The following is a 19970-nucleotide window of genomic DNA, read 5'->3' as shown; positions in this document are numbered from 1 at the left end:
TAGAGAGTGGAGGAGAAACGATATGAGCTTTATCCGTACTTTACATGGAGATATCAGCAAGGAGAAGCTGGGCTTTACGTATTCCCACGAACATATCGTATGCCGTCCGGCCTTCTGGCAGGAACGGGGAGAGGACGATTTGCTCCTGGACGATAAAGAGAAGTCCAAGCTCGACGTTCTTGACTTCAAACAACATGGCGGACGCTCCATTGTGGACGCTACAGCCATCGATTATGGACGGGATGTTCAGGCGGTACAGGAAATCGCAGTTGAAACCGGCATTCATATTGTAGGAACGGCGGGCTTCAACAAAAGCTTTCTGTGGGACGCCAAAATCAAAGAGGAGCTTAAACCGCTGACCGGCCATTATGAAACCTACGCCCAGTGGATTGAAGCAAAAAGCATCAACGAGCTGGCGGATTTCGTCATCCGGGAGGTGGAAGAAGGGCTGGAGGGCACGCCTTTCAAGGCAGGCCAGGTTAAATTCGGGACAGGCTATAACCGCATTACGCCTCTGGAGGAGAAGACGCTGCGCGCTGTAGCGCGCGCCCATCATGAGACAAAGGCGCCCATTCATTCCCATACCGAGGTTGGCACCATGGCGCTGGAGCAAATCGAGCTCCTGAAGAGCGAAGGTGTGGAGCTGTCTTTTTTGAGCCTGGGGCATATGGACCGCAATCCCGACCCGTACTATCACGAGCAGATCGCCGCAACGGGGGCTTTCATGAGCTTTGACGGTATCGGCAAAATCAAGTATGCACCGGAAAGCACCCGAATCTCGCTTATTCTGGAGCTTGTCCGCAAAGGCTTCGAAAATCAAATTCTCATCAGCGGAGATACCGCCCGGAAAACCTACTACAAGCATTACGATCAGGGTCTCGGTCTGGAGTACATTATTTCCAAATGGGTACCGCGCTTTGTGGACGAGGCGAACCGAAACGGATTTGACGGACCAAAACTGGTGGAGAAATTTTTCGTAAGCAACCCGGCCAACTGCTTTTCATTTAAAAAGTAAGGGGTGCGCCACTATGAAATTCGAACTCGAAAATTCGGTTGAGGTGAAGGATAAAATACGCCAATTCTGCGCTGCCATCCTTCCTATTGGTGCCGTTGAAGCGCATGGTCCGCATCTGCCGCTGGGCACGGATAACCTGCTCGCGACCAGACTCGCGGACAGATTAGCCGAGCGGACGGAAAGCTTCGTTCTGCCGACCCTCCCCTACGGCCAGGTTTGGAGCCTGCGCAATTTCCCGGGGAGCATCAATGTCTCAAACGAAGCGCTGATCCGGCTGCTTGCAGATATCGGCGAAAGCTTATACCAGCAAGGATTCCGCATTTTCGTCATGGTCAACGGCCATCTCGGCAATGCGGTTGCGCTGAAGGAAGCTGCGAGAGTGTTATACGAACGGGTTCCCGAACTGAAGGTATTCTATTTCTTTTATCCTGGCACGAAGGAAGTAACGGCTTTGGTACGAGAAGCTTCGGCTGCACACGCGAGTTATATGCATGCCGATGAAATCGAGACATCCTATATGCTTTATCTCGCGGGCGAATATGTGGACATGAGCAAGGCGATCGATGGTGCCCCGCAGATCCCGATCGAAGCGGATTGCACGCCAACACCGTGGGAGGAAATGACTTCCACGGCCGTACTTGGGGATGCAACGCTGGCAACGAGGGAGAAGGGGGAGAAAATAATCGAGCGCAGCTTGGAAGTGATGACCGGGATGGTTCTCCGAGCCAAAAGTGCTTGGTCAACCGATGATCAACCGGAAGAGAACAGATAGCAATGCAATTACAGGAACAACGAGGTGAAAAAGACGATGATGAATACCTATTTTGATGTGATTGGCGGGTTGTTGAACAAAGTTCGAACCGAGCAGACCAAGTCGATCCGTGAAGCAGCGGAGAAGGTAGCGACCTGTATTCAGCAGGGGGGGATTATTCACTTGTTCGGCTGCGGACATTCACATATATTGACCGAAGAAGTCTTTTACCGAGCAGGCGGACTCGTACCGATTCGTCCGATCCTGGTAGAGAAGCTGATGCTTCATGAAGGCGCGGTCCGGTCGTCAGAGCTGGAAAGACAAAACGACCTTGCGGTCGAGTTTATGGAGAAGCAGGATATTCGCGAAGGCGAGATTGTATTCGTATTGTCCACTTCGGGTCGAAATCCCGTTCCCGTAGATGTCGCTTTAATGGCGAAGGAGAAGGGGGCCTTTACTGTAGGCATTACCTCTCTGGAATATTCCAAAAGCCTGCCGTCCCGACACAGCAGCGGCAAGCATCTGGCGGATGCCGTTGATCTGGTGATCGACAATTTCTCGGTCAAGGGCGATGCCGTATTGAACCACCCGGGCCTTCAGGTACCCTTTACGCCAAGCTCGACGGTGATCGGGGCCCTCATTTTGAATTCCCTGTTCGCCGAATCTATTGAGATTATGATTGAAAAAGGCTTCAACCCCCCTGTATTTCTCAGCGGAAATATCGATGGTTCCGATGAACACAACAAAGCGCTGGTTGAGGCTTATAAAGGACGGATCGCTTTGCTAGCATGATAAGTATAAACAGAGCAAGTTAAGAAAATATACGGGGTTTGCTATAGAGCAGACTTGAACAATAAATAAAGCAGGCCGCCTGGCAAGGATCGAGCAGACGAACGGAAGGGATACGGAAGAGTGGAGCCGTAACTGCGATTTCTGCAAGAGAATTGTCTCGGCAGGCCGTTACAGGATGAGGAGGAAAGACATGTTCGCACAAACCGTAACCATACAGAATGAGCAGGGCTTTCATGTCCGTCCGGCTCAGCTATTCTCGGAAAAAGCAGGACAGTTTGGAGGAGAGGTTCATCTGAAAAGCGAAGGACGCTCCGCGGATTGCAAAAGCATGCTGGAGCTGATGACGCTCGGCATTGAACAAGGGGCTGTCGTGACCATCGAAGCTAATGGAGATGGAGAACAAGAGGTAGTCGAAGCTCTGGTACAGCTAGTCGAAAGCAAGTTTGGTGAAGCCTGATGAGAAGGCTGCAAATTCAAGGAATCGGCGTATCGGAGGGAATCCGGATCGCAAAGGCATACATCTACAAGCCTTCGCAGGGGGCCAGCAGCGACAGCAGCCCCGATGAGAAGGGTATTCCCAATACACCGGCCGCTATCGATGCCGAGCTTATCAAGCTCCGTGAAGCCAAAGCGAGCTGTGCGGAGCAATTGGAGGCGCTGACGGAGAAAGCGAAGGAAGCCGTGGGAGAAGAGCAAGCCGGTATTCTTGCCGGACAGCGGAAGCTTCTGGACGATCCTGCCTTTTATCCGAAGATGGAGGCACGGGTTCGAGAGAAGCTGGAGCCAGCGCCAAAGGCCGTTGGCGAAATTGTGAGCCAGGTCGCTTCCATGTTGGAAAGCATGAACAACGATTATATGAAGGAGCGCGCCGCGGACATCCGCGATATCGGCAGTCGTCTTCTCGCTTGTCTGTCCCCAGGGCAATCGCGCGGCTTTACGGGTATCACCGAACAGGTTATTCTGGTTGCCGACGATTTGGCGCCATCGGATACGGTGCAGCTGGACCCTGACTTGGTGATCGGTTTTATCACGCGCACCGGAGGAGCGACCTCACATACCGCTATTCTCGCACGGTCGCTCGGGATTGCCGCTATTGTCGGCGCTGGGGAGGTCGTCGACGGCATTGAGGATGGCGACACGCTCGTCCTCGACGGATCAGCCGGGCTGTGCGTCGCCCGGCCGGAAGAGACGGAAGCGGAGCAGTATCGGCTCCGCATGCTGCAGGACCTCGAGCGCAGGCAGTCGCTCGAGGCGTACGCGGCGCGTCCGGCAGTGACCGCCGACGGCGCGCGCGTGGAGCTCGCGGCGAACATCGGCAGCGCCGCGGAAGCCGAGACCGCCGTCCTGCAGGGCGCGGACGGCGTAGGGCTGTTCCGCACGGAGTTCCTGTTCATGAACGCCCCGGCCATGCCGGGCGAGGAGGAGCAGTTCCGTGCGTATCAGGAAGCGGCCCGGATGATGGAGGGCCGCCCCGTGATCATCCGCACGATGGACATCGGCGGAGATAAGGAGCTTCCGTATCTGCAGCTGCCCAAGGAAACGAACCCGTTCCTGGGCTATCGTGCGATACGGGTAGGGCTTGTCCGCCAGGAGCTGCTTCGCACGCAGCTGAGGGCGGTGCTGCGGGCCAGCGCCTTCGGTACGGTAAAGGTGATGTTCCCGATGATCTCCGGCCTGCAGGAATGGAGGCAGGCAAGAGCCATCCTGACGGAAGTGCAGGCGGAATTGAGGCAGGACGGCATCCGGTTCGACGAGAAGATGGAAGTTGGCATCATGGTTGAGATTCCCTCAACGGCCGTGTTGGCGGAACGATTCGCGAGCGAAGTCGATTTCTTCAGCATCGGTACGAACGACCTCGTGCAGTACACGGTCGCAGCGGACCGCATGAATGAACACGTTGCGCACCTGTACGATTATTTCCATCCAGCGGTGCTACAGTTAATCCGCACGGTCATTGAGGCTTCCCACACGGCCGGTAAATGGACCGGCATGTGCGGCAGTATGGCTGGCGATCCGCTGGCGGCACCGCTCTTACTCGGACTCGGGCTCGACGAATGGAGCATGGAGGCTAGCGGTCTCAGCCGGATGAAGGAAAGGCTCGCTATACTGGATCGTCAGGAATGCTGCGAGCTGGCGAGGCGCATACTTCGTCTCGATACGCCTCAAGCCGTTCGTCAAGCGCTGGAGGAATTTCATCACGTCAAACAGGCAGTGGTATAGATTACGTATTCACATGACTTGGCCAACATTGCAGGTGTTGGGGTTTCTCAGAAGGGGGATACCCGTATGAGAAATCGCTAGTTGGGTCAAATAGCTGCTGCAAATCAAGAAATGGCGGTGCAGGGGTTCCCCAGCGCCGCCATTTCTTTGGTTCTCGACAATCTATGATTTGGGCGCAGTCATATTCGCTTGATATACCGAGCGGGAATTAAACTAGTGGCAAAGCAGCTCAAATGCACGTGTTTACCCTTTACGACGCAGTATATTGGCAATTACGCCAACGATTAAGCCCCAAACCGCATTTACCGCAAAGACACTTACCATTGCCAGCGGATTCGTTAATGGACCTTGCAATGTTCCATCGATAAGGGGAGAGGCAATCCCGCTTGTAATGATAGCAAATAAGGCATAACTCAAACCCGCAAAAACAAGTATGACAACGGGATAAGCCGTTCTTTTGAATAGAACGAGCATGAGCCAGGCCAAAGAGATGAGAACCGTCATCAGAATGCTGCCGAATGCTTGGCCGATCAGGTCCATGATCCCGGTCATCTTCATGATGGGTCTGACAAGCGCTAAAGCGCCCAGACCGAGAATGAAAAGCAGGTTTTCTTTTACGATATCGATTGTTTTCATATCCAATCTGTTCCTTTCCAATGTATGTGTTAATCTGTCGCCTGATGAAGTCGATAAGACCCAGTCCGATTCATCCTCCAACTAGTAAGAATATTGCCGGTGCCCGCATTGATTTTCCCGGCTGGTGATAACATTAACAAATCCATGTTGTGAACTTATGACGATGCTTGGTGATTTACGTGAAGTTTTTTTCGGTGGATTTTCCGATCTCCTAAACAGCCATAATATGCTAGACTACCTATATATTACTTTTAGGAGTCCATCATACGATGAAGACATTTACCATTTTGTACATTGAAGACGATCAGGAAATCGGTTCCTGGTCCAAGGAGTTTTTAATCAGTCAAGGCTATGAGGTGATATGGAAGAGTTCAGGCTATGATGTGGAAGCAGCAATGGAACGTTGCGATCTAGTCATTTTGGACATTATGCTTCCCGGTCTGGACGGATTCACGGTCGGTCAGCGGCTAAAACGAATTAATTCCGCTGTACCCATCCTGATGCTTACGGCCAGAACCGCAATCGAGGATAAGCTTACCGGCTTGTCTTTTGCCGATGATTATATGACAAAGCCGTTTCATCCGGATGAGTTGGCCGCCCGGATTCAAGTCCTGCTCAGGCGCTCCGTCACTGCGGAACCGGAACAGCTTCTGATCCGGCATCTAATCATCGACCGAACAGGAAGCCGCATATGGAATTCCGAAACCGGGGAAGAGATTGTGCTTACAGGTAAGCAGTTTCATATATTCATGTATTTCCTGGACCATCTGAATCACATATTGACCCAGAAGCAGATTTATGAAGCCGTTTGGGGCGAGCCGCATCTGAACGGAGACAAGACGTTGAATGTGCATATCCGGCATCTGCGAGAGAAGATCGAGCTGGATTCCGGCTCTCCCCAAATTATCGAGACCATCCGCGGCGTAGGATACCGGGTGCGATCATGAGGATCCGCGGCTCGTTAATGAGCAAATATCTGATCCTTATTTTGACCGCCTTACTGCTATGGCCGATCATTCCAGCCCTGTTTTATTTACCTGGTTATATGTTCAGCGATCATCCAGTATATCGTCCGGAAGAGATAACCCGCATGTGGCAGCAGGAGGCAGCCAACCTGGACGGTGCAGAAAGGGATAGGATTATTTCTAGACTGGGAGAGTTGAACGAGGACTATCCGGATGCTGAAATATTTTGGGTGGACCCGTCAGGGAGGACGGATGCAGTCAGCGACCTTTCGGAAGATATACCTGAGCAATGGACTTATGAGGATATTCTCTCGATTCGAGCGCAAGACCGTAATCAAGAAACGCTTGTCTTAACCTCCCTCATCGGAAACGATCCGAAGCAAGGCTTTATGGTGATGCGGCTCCCGGATTCCCATATCCTTGATGCGGAGATGTCGCTATCGGGAAACCTGCCGCTCATCTTTCTGTTTCTAATGATCTGTGTATGCTTCTTTATGCTGTCATGGATGTTCTTCATTAAGCTTCGCAAAAGACTGATCAGGCTCCAATCCGCGATGACCGTAAATGGATTGAAAGAAATTCCGGACGAAGTCACGATTATGAAGGATGACGAGATCGGAGAACTCGAAGGCTCGTTTAATCGGATGGTGAAGGAGCTCAAAGAAAGTCAAAGACGGGAGCGGGAGGAGGAGGAACTGCGCAAGCAATTCATTTCAACGATTTCCCACGATCTTCGAACCCCGTTGACTGTCATCCGGCAGCATGTCCATACCGTTCGCAATAACCCTGCTTCCCCCCAGGGGCAGGTTTCACTTTCTGTCATCGAGCATAAGCTGGATGACATCAGTAATCTGATGGATAATCTTCTGTCATACACGCTGTTATCGGCGGGGAAGTATCCGCTGCACATGCAGCCGATTGATATCGTAGAAGAAGTCCGGAATCGAGTGGCTCAGTGGTATCCAGTCTTCGAGGCTAAGGAATTTGATGTCCTTGTCGAGCTTCCTGATGAGACGTTATTATGGGATGTGGATCCATTGTGGTTTAACCGGATCCTGGACAATGTGTTTCAGAACGTGGTACGCCATGCGGGAGCGGGTCGGTACATTGGCATTCATATGATTGATCGTGAGAAGCAGCTGATGCTGGTTATCAATGACAAGGGCCCTGGCTTATGCAACGAGTCGCCTGAAAAAGGCGCAGGGATCGGTTTATCCATTGTATCGATGATGGCCAGGGAGATGGGTATGCAATGGGAAATGAAATCGGACGCAAACGGAAGTGCGTTTTATATTTGGAAGAGCTAAGTTATTAGAATTTAATATCCGTTTTCTTTCGAAGACCAGGGAAGAAGCTGCGTACAGTCGCTCAGAATGACTTATACGCAGCTTCTTTTTTGAGTGTTGACTTACCTATCAGGATAGAGAGTTTACAGCTTCTCGTAAACGAAATTAACCCAAACTTAAACTTGAGGTCACTTTGCTTTTCGATAAGGGAGGTAGAATGGTGTGTAAAGTGAAAGCAGAGTAATTAAGGAGGTAAGTTAACCAACATGAAGATTGAGCATAAAAAAGTTTCAGCTGAGCTCCAGGCAGCGCGATGGATAAAGATGCGTAGAATATGTGGTTATGGTGCTGCCATAGCGGTGATGCCTTATTTATTGATTAAATTGGCATGGACTCTCGGTTACTTCATACCAACCGAGCAAATGGGAGACGTTAGTTGGCGTGCGATCAACGCAGCTACCGCAGTGCTTGCGGCGATCGGAATTCTACTGGCAATGGCGTTCACCAGGCCGTGGGGTGAACGCCTGCCTGCATGGCTGATTGCCATCCCCGTATGGGTTGGCACGGGTCTGCTCGTTCCCATGCTGGTCTTGGCACCGGTGCTAGGACCGGCAGCTATGAATCGGGATCAGGAAGCGGGGGCAGCCGATGTTTGGGTGTACGAACAATTCTTTGTCATGGTCTCGCTTGTTGGCATCGGCATTTGTCTGCCTCTCGCCTTCGCAGGGTATGCGAAGACACGGTGGCCGGAGGCGTTCGGTGAATCGATTGACTATAGCGAGTTGCCTGGTAATACTTGGAGACTGCAGCATACCTTGTCCAGGCTGGTTGGAGCCGGCTGTATCCTGCTAGGTACCATTAAGGTGTTCTGGGCTGCTGGAGGCACCCTCGGCATTGATCCGGCCAGATTGGACGATCGTGATGTGTGGTGGCATCTGCTGACGTTTAGTACCGGAATATGGTCCATCGCGGGGGCGTGGGGACTGCTGGTGCTAACTTCCCGACGTGGACCGCAGCGATTTTTGTACCCGTTGGCATTGGCTTGGATTTCGTCGGGCATGCTCTTCTCTTATAATCTCTTTTCCGCTATTCGTACCGATTCGCAGTTCTCGCCAGAGTACCCGCTGCTGCGAATGCTGACCACAGAGGCCGGTGTCATCTTGGGTGTAATGATGATTATGATCATTCTGTTCGTTCTGCATGATCGACGTCGGGCCTTGTAGACCAATCGTTGGAACACGTCATGTTTAGTGCGATATCGATTCGGGACAGTATGTTGTTCTGGCTACGGGCATCCTTGCCTGTCGGAAGGAAAAAACAAAACATGCTTATGAAGTCGCGGAAATCGCGGCTTTTTTGTTTAGGCGAAACTAAACATACGGACCATCCAAGTGAAATGATTGTTCAATAGTATGATTTTAGCAGAATGAAGGCAATCTATACACGATTACACGATTGGTCACTTATATCAAGGTAGAGGAGGATAGGTATGTCTATTTTTAAACCATCGAAAATTGCGCGCTCGATTTATGAGATTGACGGAGAAACGCTCCAGCAGGCAGGTATTAAAGGTATCATCCTTGACTGGACCAATACCATAACGACGAAAAATGCTGAATCCATAACAGATTCGATGAAAGATTGGCTGAATAACATGAAGTCCCGATACGGAATTAAGGTGATCATCGTCTCTAACAGCAAACCTCCGATGCGTGGCCACGGACAGATCAATGAGATTCCAGCTTTGTTCGAAGCCGGTAAACCAAAGAAAAAAGCGTTTTTAGCCGCTTTGAATCTACTCGGAACCCGCAGTAACGAGACAGCTGTTATTGGAAACGGCATCATTACCGATTTATGGGGAGGAAACCGTCTGGGGATGTACACGATTTTCATATCTACTTCATGGGTGAAACCTCGGATTTTAGGCGTAGTCAAACGACTATTCGTAAAAGTGCTCCGAGTATAAACATGCGTGCTGCAGATTGAACATAATGATGTGATTTGCGGGGTGAACGGATTGGATTTTTTCGAGAGCAAAGAATCGTTGACAAGCATGGAATGGATCTTAAGAGCTATTGTTAGCTTCGTTTTCTTGCTTCTTGCAGCGAAATTAATGGGGCAGCGTTCCATCTCTCAATTGAGGTTCCTCGATTTCATTATAGCTCTAACGCTCGGTAATATTATTGCTCACCCCCTTTCAGATGAGAAATTGGGATTAAAGGGGTCTATGATCACGACGATCGTTCTAGTCGTTTTATATATCGCAGCAACGTGGTTGAGCCTGAAGTGGCCGTTCTTCAAGCGATATCTAGACCCATCACCCGTTACCCTCGTTAAAAATGGGCTCATCCAGTTCCATAATTTATCCAAAGCCAGAATCTCTATTGATTTTTTATTTTCAGAACTAAGAAAAGAAAAAGTAGAGGACATACAAAAGGTAGCCCTTGCCATATGGGAGCCGGGCGGAACCATATCCGTGTTTATGGACACACCGTATCAACCGGTTACTCCTGCAGATATGAAATTAGAGACGAAGCCGTTTACGATCTCAAGGCCGATCATCGTAGATGGAAAAGTCGATATGTCGCTTCTTCAGGAAATGGGCAAGGATTTGGATTGGCTTCATTCAAAAATAGGACCCGCTCATACGAATATCCACGATGTAATACTCGCAACCGTTGTGAACGAAACCGTGCGAGTTTTTTCTGAACCAAAGAAGTAGGGGCGCCCCGATACGCCCCTATTCTTATGTGTCCGTTCACCACTTTAGATATTTTTAATATTTCCCATATTTTTTCTTAAGTTATCTTCCCTAAACAAAATGCATCGGGGAGAGTAACAAGGATCAGAATGGAAGGACAAACTAAATCGTGAAAGGATGGATCAAGAATATCATGAACAAATGGCTCCGTAAGGATACTTCGGCGGCCATATTCTTTCTCATGCCAAGTGTTATCGGATTTGCACTCTTTTACCTTATTCCATTTGCCATGGGCGTGTACTATTCCTTTATGAGCCAATCGGTAGACGGCCACTTTGTGGGTCTCGATAATTACGTGGAGCTGCTGGGGAGTGCTTCCTTCCGCAAGGCGGCATCTAACACGTTTTACTTCAGCGCGGTCAGTGTTCCGCTTATGGTCATGCTGTCACTCGGGTTATCGATGCTGCTCCATAAAAAATACATATTTTCAAAAATGGCTTCGGACCGCTTATGTCATGCCGCTTGTTGTGCCCGTCGCCTCCATCATCATGATCTGGCAGATGCTATTTGATTGGAACGGCTCCCTGAATGCCTGGCTGAACAGCTTTGGATATGGGCGCGTGGACTGGATGAAGACGGAATCGGCACGTTCGGTCGTGATCATGGTGTATCTATGGAAGAACATCGGTTACAACGTCATTTTATTCTTGGCGGGACTGCAGCAAATTCCGAAGGATTACTACGAAACGGCCCGGATCGAAGGCGCTGGTCGCGTGCGGCAATTTCGAAGTGTTACGCTGGTCTATCTGACTTCTTCCATGTTCTTTGTTGTGATTATGTCCATTATCAACTCATTCAAAGTGTTCCGGGAAACGTATCTGATCGCAGGAAATTATCCCCATGACAGTATTTATATGATGCAGCACTATATGAATAATATGTTCATTTTACTCGACATTCAGAAGCTGACCGCAGCGGCATCCTTGATGTTTGCCTGTATTCTGATGATCGTCCTGGTGCTGTTTGCCATCGAGCGCCGACATCGGCAGTACATGGAATAGGAGGTGGAGCGAAGTCTGTGAGAGTCGTTTATATATTGAAAAAGAGTGTATTAACATTCGTTCTAGGTGTTACTGCGTTGATCTTAATATCACCAATTGTGATTACATTCACAAATTCATTGATGACAGAACTGGAGATCCAGATCAATTACGGTCTCATCGGTCAAATGAATGAAGTGATTCCAGGTAGAGAGGGCTCTTTCGCAAACCTGAAACTGATTCCGGACAAGGTGTCTTTTGCCCAGTATGGGAAAGTGTTCATCGATAACCCGAAGTATCTGACGATGTTCTGGAACTCCGTGTTCATGGTGGTGCCGACCATAGTGGGTCAGACACTCGTAGCAGCACTGGCTGCTTATGCATTCTCCAAGCTGAGATTTCGCGGCCGGGATTCGATGTTTTTGGTATATGTCATGACGATGCTCATGCCGTTCCAAGTCACGCTGGTACCCAACTATCAAGGAAAAACGAAGGGTCCAAGTGGATTCCATTGTCAACGGATATCAATTGGACGGTTCGATGGTGTGTAAGGGAATACCTTGCCATGTTTCCTGACTTCTTTCCGCAATTTGAACCGACGCATGATCCAGATTCTATAATTTCAAAAGCCTCTCCGCTAATACAATGGCTAAGCGGACAGAATGGATAAGTGCGGAGCTATTTGTATTACCGGACATTTACCCGAAGGAGCTGGAAATGACAATTTCAAATTCAATAATGTAAGCGTCGTATAATTGATGGGCAGTGTGATGCTGTGCACGGCTGAATGTGGCGTGCTCTGATTTGTCGGTGTGCACAGCTGTATGTGGTGTGCACTGATGTGTCGGTGTGCACTACAGTATGCGGAGTGCACCTAATGTGTGCGGACATGAGATCCGCTATTTCCCAACAATTGTGCCAAATTCAAGGCTTAGCGGACACAGAATCCGTTATTCTCGGATTTCCCTTGTTTTTTGCTGTGATTTGCCGGCAATAGCGGAACCTGTGTCCGCCTAACCTTATGTTTGGCGCCTTTGCTTACCAATAGCGGAACCACGGTCCATACGGTGTTGGTTTAATAGAGCTTCTTCCTCATGCCCCCCTATGCATGACCCTTATGGGATTCCAACTATGTCTACTTTAAGGGGGCACTAAATTAGAATGTTTCTTCAGCCTTTACCTCTATATATTCCCCGTCAGCAGTATCGCTTTTCCCCGAATCTCTTGCCCTTTACCATTTCCAGAACCTTTCAGGTCATTACCATCCCCAATCCCCAAATAACATGGTTTGCGGCAGTATTGAAGTTTATGGCAATCCCAACGAGTAGCAGAAAGCAGTGGAACAGATGAATAAGCGGCAACGATCAAAATGGGATACCGTTCATCTGGATGATCCAGCAGCAGGAATGCTAAAACGCAGTTTACATGAGCAAAAATATAAAACCGGCACAATAATGTGCCGGTTTATTCATACTCACCTAAAAAAGGCATGGATACATAATAGTCTATAAAAAATTTCAATATAAGTCTATTACTTTTTTTGGATAAATTGTATGTTATATAAGCGACCGCGGCGCAAAAACGATCAACCCGTGATAATGAAGGGAGAAACCTTGCATGATTACACTTAGAAAAATCACGTTAGAAAACCGACGTGCCATATTTAATCTGGAGGTCTCAGAAGATCAAAGGCGCTTCGTAGCGTCCAATTTGTCGAGCGTGGCTTCGTGTTATGTCCTTGCAACCAATGGGGGGCAGCCATTTCCATTTGCCATCTACGCGGATGAGCAGCCGATTGGTTTTGTTATGATTACTTATAGAATCACCGGATACGATCTCCCGACAATCGCAGACGACAGCTATTGCATTCTGCGGTTGATGATTGACAAGCAATACCAGAACAGAGGCTATGGTCGGGAAGCCATGAAAAAAATCCTGGAATTCATCCGTACCTTTCCGGCAGGGCCAGCACAATTCTGCTGGATTTCTTATAAGGCTGATAACGTAGCCGCCAAAAAGCTTTATGAAAGCTACGGCTTCCGTGACAACGGCGAAATCGAAAACGACGAGCTAATAACCGTTTTACGACTCTGATTCACTGCTTCAATGGATCAACCTTTGAAAGCCGCATGTTATGCGGCTTTTTTGCAACTAGAAAATAGGGCTCAATGTTGCTGGTTCTTTACTCCCCACTCACATAATTGTTCCAAAATGGGTAACAGAGTTTCCGCTTTATCTGTAAGACTGTACTCGACTTTTGGCGGAACTTGAGGATATTCTTTGCGTGTCACCAGACCGTCCGCTTCCAGTTTGTTTTGTAAGTGATCGCTCCTATCTGTCTTTTCAGATCATTAAAGCGAACCGGTTGGTTTTCCGCCAAGAGGTACATAATCACCATTTTCCATTTACCACCAATAATCGAAATGGTATAACCAAAAGGTGTGTCTTGGACATTCTTAACTTTACCTTTAAATTCCTCCATACTCATACTGTAACACTATCCTTTCGGGTAGTACCTATCATAAATGTGCGTACTACTTTTTTATTTGTGCTCAGTCTATACTAACCTTACTTTGATGTAAAGGAGAGAAACAAATGACTAAAAAAACAATACGCCTGTTAATGCCACAATGGCAAGGAGGAAATAACCCGAACTACTCTTTTGGAGCCGAGTTGCTTGCTTGGCTAGCTCCGAACAATGATCAGCCCCTTATTCATGTACCTGTTCAAGCTTATGATGGAACTCCGCTCGAAAACGAGAACGGTATGAATGGAAGACAACAGCTGCTTGAACAGCTAAAGGCTGCTCATCATCTTATTGAGGCTCATCAGCCGGATCGGGTTATCATGTTTGGTGGCGATTGCCTAGTTGAACAAGCTCCATTTGCCTATTTAAACGAACGGTACGGTGGGGAATTAGGTTTGGTATGGATTGATGCTCACTCTGATTTGGTCAATTATGTCGGCTATGATAACGGGCACGCATTACCTCTCGGGAATCTTTTGGGAGAAGGAGATGAGGAGTTCGCAAAACATGTAAAAACCCCGCTAAAACCTGGAAATGTCTTTATTGCGGGATTAGCGGCTCCTACCGAAGAAGAAGTTGCTGTAATTTCTGAAGCGTTTCAAAGATTAGGTGTTGCACCTACAGAACCGGACACGGTAATGATTCAAAGGCTTGGTATTCGAACGGCCGGAACGAAGGAGTTAGCGAGCAGCACTGAATCTATTAAAGAATGGATCAAAGAAAGCGGCATTAAGCACCTGGCTATTCACCTTGATTTAGACGTGCTTGATCCAAAGGCTTTTCGTTCGGTATTATTCGCCAACCCGGAAGAACCCTTTAATTTATCTCCTAAGGGAACCATGCAATTGCCTCAACTACTGAGCTTGATTAAAGAATTATCAGAAGAAACCGATGTCGTTGGGTTAGGTATAACTGAGCATTTGCCGTGGGACTCCATCAACCTGAAGAAACTCCTTGGAGAAATACCCATTTTAAATAACTAAAACATGAACTTTTATAGAATAATGAACTGAATAATCATAAAAATACACCCGCGCACTGTAGGGTGTATTTTTTAGATGGCAGCAAGTGTAGTGATTCAGATTGATTTCGTTTAAATAAAGCATTTCTTTGGAGATATCAGTATAACAATATAAATATAAACATAAACATTAATTATTTATTGCAAAACGATAAATAAATTGCTAAAATCAAATTCATAATCATGAAGTGAGGTGCTTTTTATGAAACGAGGGTCCACATTATTTTTAAGGATTGCTGTCATTCTTATTGGAATTCCAGTTCTAGCTCTGTGCATATTTGTGGTACCAGAGATAGCGGAATTTATTGCAGAATTGTATCCAGATCATACTTATTTGAGATATCTTGTTTTCATTGATTTGTATGCAACCGCGATACCGTTTTACTTTGCTTTGTATCAGGCGTATAAGCTTTTAGGCTATATTGACAAGAACAAAGCTTTCTCGGAATTATCCGTACGCGTTCTAAAGAATATAAAAAATTGTGCAGTCATAATTAGCAGCTTGTTTGTGGTAGGCATGCCGCTCTTCTATCTGATAGCGGAGAAAGACGATGCCCCAGGTATTATACTCATTGGAATGGCCCTGATTTTTGCGTCCATGGTGATAGCTGTTTTTGCTGCTGTTCTTCAAAAGCTTTTAAAAGAGGCTATTGATATAAAATCTGAGAATGATTTGACGGTCTGAGGTGATAACTATGGCGATTATTATCAATATTGATGTGATGCTGGCTAAACGAAAAATGAGCGTAACCGAGCTTTCGGAGAGGGTTGGAATAACTATGGCCAATCTGTCTATATTGAAAAACGGAAAGGCCAAAGCCATTAGGCTTTCAACGTTAGAGGCCATTTGCAAAGCGCTGGAATGTCAGCCTGGAGATATTTTAGAATACAAAAGTGACGAGAACACGCAAGAATCATAAAGCAGGGATCTAAAAAGTCGCCATTTCGGCGATTTTTTTGTGTTTCATAAGCAATCTTGATAATTGTCTGAAGTGAAACAGAATCGAATCATAAACGGACCTTTAGGATTAATGTGAAGCAAGTTAGGCTCGCGCTACCTAATATGTGATAAAATGGTTGTCGAGAACCATAGAAGAGGGGCTGGAATTTTGATTCGGGGAGTTATTATCGAAGGGTTGTCAACTGCTGGAAAAACATCATTGTATTCTGCAATCAAGGGAATACAGAGTCAAGCGCACAATGTTGAAAAATCGATAATTGCAATAAGTGAACACTATTCGCAAGTTTTGCATTCATACCAAGGCGTCCTCAGATCTATGGACAAGGATGAACATATTCAGCTGTTAAATCGTCATGTTGATTATCTTGAGCTACAATACAATTGGATTGATTCACTTGGCCATACGAAACCATCAAACGGAATATTCTATCTTTTGGAGAGATTCCATTTAAATCATCGAGCCGCATTTTCAAATTCTTCAGATTGAGGTGTTAGAAAAACGCTTATTAAGACTGAATGCTCATTGTGTGATTCTAACACTGTCTCAAGATGCAGTGGAGTCAAGGTATATTGAAAGTCGTGGCGACGCTTGGAAATCATATGTGATGAACAATCACTCCACGGTAACGGAGGCATGTCAGAAGTTCTTAGAGGACCAAGATCACCTTCGCATGTGTGCGAAACAATCCCTTATTCCCACTCTAGAGATCAATACAGATGAAGCAGACTGGAATTCTTACGCAAAACAGATACTCATGGGATTATGCTAAGAGCAACGATAGTTTAGCAAACAAAGGCTGGAGAGACATCTATTGTGTGTACATGAGGAGGGTAATCGTATGATGGATGATTGCAATAAAGGAAGTAATTCGAAAAATAATGAGACTGAAAATGATCAATGGATCAGCGAAGTAGATCAAATTCTTCACAAGATGATCGACAAGTTAGATGTAGCCTATGGAATCGTTAGAGAAAATAATAACCATGAGGAGCCAACGTCTTGGAGCATTCGTATCGAAGATTCCGAAACCGTACTTACCCCAGTTATTTTAAAGGAATATATGAGCTGGAATATAATCTGGCAGGAAGCGTTGACTGTGTTTCTGTGCGAGCGATTTCCAAACTATACTTAACGAGTGCATCAACGTGTAATGATATTCACCTAACAATCTGGAGAGCGATAGGATAATTCAACGTTGCTACTTATGGAAATTAAGATCGTCCTATAATGAAGGGGGAAAAGATGATTTTACTGTTAAGAACTATAATGGTTGTACTATTCGTATCTTTAATCGGGTGTCAGCAAAATACGACCTCAACAAAGAACCTTACTGCTGAATCAGATCTAGAAGGTTTTGTAGAGCCAGAACCATCGGATTGGGTGAAATATATAACGCCAGTCAGAGAGTATATGTATTATAGAACGCAAGCCGTGGTTAACAAGGATATCAATATTTTATGGGACCATTACCCGGACCTTAAAGAGGATGTTGACCACAAACTTGGAATCAATATAGAGAAAAATGAGGTTGAATCCTTAAATCAACATGTTCATTTGTTGGATGCCAATTATAATATTGAAGATTATGATCGAATAAAAGTGAAAACGATAAGTGACCATGAAGTGGAAGTTCTCATTCATGCAAGTATAGTTTATTTAAGAGATGATTTTGATGAGTTTGGAGGAGAGCATTTAATCAAGCTCTTCTTAGAACATAAGAACAATCATTGGGCCGTCGTAAAAACTGATGAATATACTTTACCGGAATACAAAGAATGGATGAAGGAAAAGGAACAAATCTAATCTATTGCCAAGCTATCCTAAGCGAGCTGGAACGATAGCTGAATAATGCGTTGAAGGCAGCCGACCAGTCTGATCGGCTGCCTTTTAAGGTTAGAAGCTTGCAAAGACAACGGATACTTATATCTGAAAGCGACTTATAGAATACTGCCGCCTTTGTTAAGCACGGCCTTCAACAGGCCGTGCTTTTTTGTGAACCAGATCAAGTCTTCGATGATCTAATTAAAAGAGGGACTTGAGAGGAAGGGTGACTATGCGTGGATTTACCAGAAAAAGCAGAGCTAGCAAGACAAGGGGATAAGGAAGCTTTCGTGTACTTAATAAAAGCTGTTCAACAAAGCCTATTTGTTATCGCTAGATCCATCGTTAAAAACGATGAAGATTGTGCAGATGCTATGCAGGAGACCATTGCCAAAGCTTTTTCTAATGTACATACACTGAAAAAGCCTGCTTATTTTAAAACATGGATCATCCGAATTTTGATCAACGAGTGTAATCGGATTATTAAGAAAAAGAAACGAGTGTACCCCGTCCCTTATGATATGAGAAAGTCATCATATAAGGGGAATTATGAACAAATCGAGATGTTTGAGGTGATTGACAAACTGGATGATCAGCTTCAAACCATCGTAACGCTTTTTTATCTAGAAGATTTGTCGGTCAAGGAAATATCCAAAGTGCTTGAAGTTTCCGAAGGAACAGTAAAATCACGTTTATTCAGGGCCAGACAGCAATTATCCGAGCTCGTCCTAGGGGAAGGAGAAGCCAAATATGAATTATCATGATCCGGTTGACCGCGAGCTTAAACAATTATTACAGTCCAAAGCACAAGACTTGGTCATTCCTGATAATGTACAGCTTGCTGTAGAGAGCACGCTTTCCTCACTTTGTAAGCAAAATATGAAAAAGCGCAAACCTCTTAAACGGTGGAGAGGGGCAGCAGCAGTTATAGCCCTCATTTTTGTCCTAGGTACGGTTTCAATCTTTACAGTGCCGACATTTGCTGAAATGATCAGGTCTTTATTTGCTAAGGACAACTCGGATATTGGACTCCTGCGAGCGCAGGAATTGGGACTAGTGCATGATCCTCATATTAAAGTGAAGGACAAAGGCTATACGCTGGTGATTGATGAAGCTGTTGCGGATCCAACCCAAGTGACGGTGGCTCTGCAGCTTTTTGATAAAAAAGGGAAGCATGATCGCGACAAGCTGCTCCTTGTTGATCCCAACAAGATTACGATCAGAGATGATAAAGGAAACGAAGTAGGCAGCATGTACGATATGGGGCGCACGAATGATTTTTATTATATGGTTGCATTCTTTAGTGAACCTTTGCAAACAGACAAAGTTACAATAGAAGGGAATATTGGGACGCTTGGACAAAGGAAAGAACCATCAATAGAAGGAAATTGGGACTTTAGCTTTTATATAGATATGAAAGAAGCAAACAAGCAGACCAAATTAAAGGAACTGTCTGGAAGCTACACAACGCCGCACGGTATGACAATCACTTTAAAAAGGCTGACGAGAATGGTGCAAGGAGTACGTTTCGAATTGGAGACCGAGCTTGACGATGAAGCATTGGCAAGATCCCCGGGTGATTTATGGGAAAAGCAGATGCTAAGCTTTCATTTTGAAACCATTAGAGGAGAAGAGATTCATTCGATGAATCCGAGAAAATTGGGATACATGGACAGTCTGATGACATCTGATCATAGAGTGATCGCAAACGGGAAAATGCGTTGGAGTTATACGTTCAAGTATCTGCCTGAACATGAACCGTATCGTTTTGTCCTGGATGGATACTCGGTTGTAGAAGAGGACGGAAGCAGGGTTTCCTTTAAGCCTTCGGAGCTGACAGAACCTAAAACTTTTAACATATTGAATGATACTGTGGAGTTAGTTGGGACTTCGCTGGAGGAATCGCAAAGCGGTGACGGAACTTCTGAAACGGTTGTCTTGATTTACGGGGAAATGGAAAATGAAATGAGACATGAGGGATGGAAAGCATACGATTCAGCAGGTAAGCGTTATGATGTAAATATTAGGGGATCGTACTCAAACATAAATACCTTGCCTGATAATTGGAGAGAAGGCTTGATCAGTATAGGAGATCGTAACACGCAGCAGCCTAATGAATTCAGGATTCCGGGATTAGATCAGATTCCGGAGGAACTTATACTGGTAAGGGAAGTGGTGGATAAACGATATATAGACCCTGAATGGTCCGTATTAATAGAATAGTAGAAATAAA

At 46.3% G+C, this 19970-nt stretch carries 19 protein-coding genes and 3 pseudogenes; 20 read left to right on the top strand and 2 right to left on the bottom strand.

From position 1 onward, the window contains the following. Positions 1–22 precede the first annotated feature (22 nt). From ACQKPA_RS22260 to ptsP, 5 genes are all read left to right on the top strand, one after another. The gene (locus tag ACQKPA_RS22260; RefSeq protein WP_427494687.1) at positions 23–1015 is read left to right on the top strand and encodes a phosphotriesterase family protein; all 993 of its coding nucleotides are present in this window, start codon (positions 23–25) and stop codon (positions 1013–1015) included. 13 nt (positions 1016–1028) lie between these two features. Continuing rightward, positions 1029–1787, top strand: coding sequence for a creatininase family protein (locus ACQKPA_RS22255; RefSeq protein ID WP_427494686.1), 759 nt, complete (start codon positions 1029–1031; stop codon positions 1785–1787). A 36-nt stretch (positions 1788–1823) separates the two neighbouring features. Continuing rightward, positions 1824–2558 (top strand): SIS domain-containing protein, encoded by a 735-nt coding sequence (locus ACQKPA_RS22250; RefSeq protein WP_427494685.1) that lies wholly within the window; start codon positions 1824–1826, stop codon positions 2556–2558. Positions 2559–2748: 190 nt separating this feature from the next. After that, a complete protein-coding gene (locus tag ACQKPA_RS22245) occupies positions 2749–3015 on the top strand; it encodes an HPr family phosphocarrier protein (RefSeq protein WP_427494684.1) in 267 nt (88 codons plus the stop codon). After that, positions 3015–4778, top strand: a complete 1764-nt coding sequence (gene ptsP, locus ACQKPA_RS22240) for a phosphoenolpyruvate--protein phosphotransferase (protein WP_427494683.1) — start codon at positions 3015–3017, stop codon at positions 4776–4778. Before ACQKPA_RS22245 ends, ptsP begins: the two co-directional genes overlap by 1 nt. A 243-nt stretch (positions 4779–5021) precedes the next feature. Here the strand turns inward: ptsP and ACQKPA_RS22235 are convergent, their stop codons facing one another. Then, positions 5022–5414: a hypothetical protein gene (locus ACQKPA_RS22235; protein ID WP_427494682.1), complete on the bottom strand. Its 393-nt coding sequence runs from the start codon at positions 5412–5414 to the stop codon at positions 5022–5024. A 269-nt stretch (positions 5415–5683) separates the two neighbouring features. Between ACQKPA_RS22235 and ACQKPA_RS22230 the strand changes: the two genes are divergently transcribed. The 8 genes and pseudogenes from ACQKPA_RS22230 (at position 5684) to ACQKPA_RS22195 (ending at position 13500) form a co-directional block, all read left to right on the top strand. After that, entirely contained in the window at positions 5684–6361 is a 678-nt protein-coding gene (locus tag ACQKPA_RS22230) for a response regulator transcription factor (RefSeq protein ID WP_427494681.1), read from the top strand. A gap of 17 nt (positions 6362–6378) precedes the next feature. Then, positions 6379–7686, top strand: a complete 1308-nt coding sequence (locus tag ACQKPA_RS22225) for a histidine kinase dimerization/phospho-acceptor domain-containing protein (protein WP_427494680.1) — start codon at positions 6379–6381, stop codon at positions 7684–7686. Between the two features lie 245 nt (positions 7687–7931). Beyond that, the gene (locus tag ACQKPA_RS22220; RefSeq protein WP_427494679.1) at positions 7932–8888 is read left to right on the top strand and encodes a hypothetical protein; all 957 of its coding nucleotides are present in this window, start codon (positions 7932–7934) and stop codon (positions 8886–8888) included. Between the two features lie 266 nt (positions 8889–9154). Continuing rightward, on the top strand, positions 9155–9631 hold the full coding sequence (locus tag ACQKPA_RS22215; protein WP_427494678.1) for a YqeG family HAD IIIA-type phosphatase: 477 nt from the start codon (positions 9155–9157) through the stop codon (positions 9629–9631). A gap of 51 nt (positions 9632–9682) precedes the next feature. Further along, entirely contained in the window at positions 9683–10387 is a 705-nt protein-coding gene (locus tag ACQKPA_RS22210; RefSeq protein ID WP_427494797.1) for a DUF421 domain-containing protein, read from the top strand. 172 nt (positions 10388–10559) lie between these two features. Further along, positions 10560–11427, top strand: a pseudogene (locus ACQKPA_RS22205) (carbohydrate ABC transporter permease). A 17-nt stretch (positions 11428–11444) separates the two neighbouring features. After that, a pseudogene (locus ACQKPA_RS22200) lies at positions 11445–11885 on the top strand (carbohydrate ABC transporter permease); the annotation flags it as partial. Positions 11886–13023: 1138 nt separating this feature from the next. Next, the gene (locus tag ACQKPA_RS22195) at positions 13024–13500 is read left to right on the top strand and encodes a GNAT family N-acetyltransferase (RefSeq protein ID WP_427494677.1); all 477 of its coding nucleotides are present in this window, start codon (positions 13024–13026) and stop codon (positions 13498–13500) included. A gap of 71 nt (positions 13501–13571) precedes the next feature. Here ACQKPA_RS22195 and ACQKPA_RS22190 read toward each other — a convergent pair. Beyond that, a pseudogene (locus ACQKPA_RS22190) lies at positions 13572–13894 on the bottom strand (winged helix-turn-helix transcriptional regulator). A gap of 107 nt (positions 13895–14001) precedes the next feature. Between ACQKPA_RS22190 and ACQKPA_RS22185 the strand changes: the two are divergent. The 7 genes from ACQKPA_RS22185 (at position 14002) to ACQKPA_RS22155 (ending at position 19960) form a co-directional block, all read left to right on the top strand. Continuing rightward, the gene (locus ACQKPA_RS22185) at positions 14002–14916 is read left to right on the top strand and encodes an arginase family protein (RefSeq protein ID WP_427494676.1); all 915 of its coding nucleotides are present in this window, start codon (positions 14002–14004) and stop codon (positions 14914–14916) included. A 240-nt stretch (positions 14917–15156) separates the two neighbouring features. Next, positions 15157–15639: a DUF2975 domain-containing protein gene (locus ACQKPA_RS22180; protein ID WP_427494675.1), complete on the top strand. Its 483-nt coding sequence runs from the start codon at positions 15157–15159 to the stop codon at positions 15637–15639. A 10-nt stretch (positions 15640–15649) separates the two neighbouring features. Continuing rightward, on the top strand, positions 15650–15874 hold the full coding sequence (locus tag ACQKPA_RS22175) for a helix-turn-helix domain-containing protein (RefSeq protein ID WP_071220789.1): 225 nt from the start codon (positions 15650–15652) through the stop codon (positions 15872–15874). 880 nt (positions 15875–16754) lie between these two features. Continuing rightward, the gene (locus tag ACQKPA_RS22170) at positions 16755–17048 is read left to right on the top strand and encodes a hypothetical protein (RefSeq protein WP_427494674.1); all 294 of its coding nucleotides are present in this window, start codon (positions 16755–16757) and stop codon (positions 17046–17048) included. Between the two features lie 110 nt (positions 17049–17158). Next, complete coding sequence (locus ACQKPA_RS22165; protein ID WP_427494673.1) at positions 17159–17719, top strand: hypothetical protein; 561 nt, start codon at positions 17159–17161, stop codon at positions 17717–17719. Between the two features lie 254 nt (positions 17720–17973). Further along, positions 17974–18501 carry a sigma-70 family RNA polymerase sigma factor gene (locus tag ACQKPA_RS22160; protein WP_427494672.1) on the top strand — a complete coding sequence of 176 codons (528 nt, stop codon included), beginning with the start codon at positions 17974–17976 and terminating at the stop codon, positions 18499–18501. Further along, a complete protein-coding gene (locus ACQKPA_RS22155) occupies positions 18488–19960 on the top strand; it encodes a DUF4179 domain-containing protein (protein ID WP_427494671.1) in 1473 nt (490 codons plus the stop codon). Before ACQKPA_RS22160 ends, ACQKPA_RS22155 begins: the two co-directional genes overlap by 14 nt. Positions 19961–19970: the final 10 nt, after the last annotated feature.

Source organism: Paenibacillus sp. NPDC093718, from assembly GCF_050279985.1.
GTDB lineage: Bacteria > Bacillota > Bacilli > Paenibacillales > Paenibacillaceae > Paenibacillus_AQ.
Note: the sequence above shows the minus strand (reverse complement) of the source record. Positions and strands in the feature narration are given on the sequence as shown.

Coding starts and splice junctions, on each gene's coding strand:
- ACQKPA_RS22260 (WP_427494687.1), top strand. CDS start 23: ATGAGCTTTATCCGTACTTTACATGGAGATATCAGCAAGGAGAAGCTG.
- ACQKPA_RS22255 (WP_427494686.1), top strand. CDS start 1,029: ATGAAATTCGAACTCGAAAATTCGGTTGAGGTGAAGGATAAAATACGC.
- ACQKPA_RS22250 (WP_427494685.1), top strand. CDS start 1,824: ATGATGAATACCTATTTTGATGTGATTGGCGGGTTGTTGAACAAAGTT.
- ACQKPA_RS22245 (WP_427494684.1), top strand. CDS start 2,749: ATGTTCGCACAAACCGTAACCATACAGAATGAGCAGGGCTTTCATGTC.
- ptsP (WP_427494683.1), top strand. CDS start 3,015: ATGAGAAGGCTGCAAATTCAAGGAATCGGCGTATCGGAGGGAATCCGG.
- ACQKPA_RS22235 (WP_427494682.1), bottom strand. CDS start 5,414: ATGAAAACAATCGATATCGTAAAAGAAAACCTGCTTTTCATTCTCGGT.
- ACQKPA_RS22230 (WP_427494681.1), top strand. CDS start 5,684: ATGAAGACATTTACCATTTTGTACATTGAAGACGATCAGGAAATCGGT.
- ACQKPA_RS22225 (WP_427494680.1), top strand. CDS start 6,379: ATGAGCAAATATCTGATCCTTATTTTGACCGCCTTACTGCTATGGCCG.
- ACQKPA_RS22220 (WP_427494679.1), top strand. CDS start 7,932: ATGAAGATTGAGCATAAAAAAGTTTCAGCTGAGCTCCAGGCAGCGCGA.
- ACQKPA_RS22215 (WP_427494678.1), top strand. CDS start 9,155: ATGTCTATTTTTAAACCATCGAAAATTGCGCGCTCGATTTATGAGATT.
- ACQKPA_RS22195 (WP_427494677.1), top strand. CDS start 13,024: ATGATTACACTTAGAAAAATCACGTTAGAAAACCGACGTGCCATATTT.
- ACQKPA_RS22185 (WP_427494676.1), top strand. CDS start 14,002: ATGACTAAAAAAACAATACGCCTGTTAATGCCACAATGGCAAGGAGGA.
- ACQKPA_RS22180 (WP_427494675.1), top strand. CDS start 15,157: ATGAAACGAGGGTCCACATTATTTTTAAGGATTGCTGTCATTCTTATT.
- ACQKPA_RS22175 (WP_071220789.1), top strand. CDS start 15,650: ATGGCGATTATTATCAATATTGATGTGATGCTGGCTAAACGAAAAATG.
- ACQKPA_RS22170 (WP_427494674.1), top strand. CDS start 16,755: ATGATGGATGATTGCAATAAAGGAAGTAATTCGAAAAATAATGAGACT.
- ACQKPA_RS22165 (WP_427494673.1), top strand. CDS start 17,159: ATGATTTTACTGTTAAGAACTATAATGGTTGTACTATTCGTATCTTTA.
- ACQKPA_RS22155 (WP_427494671.1), top strand. CDS start 18,488: ATGAATTATCATGATCCGGTTGACCGCGAGCTTAAACAATTATTACAG.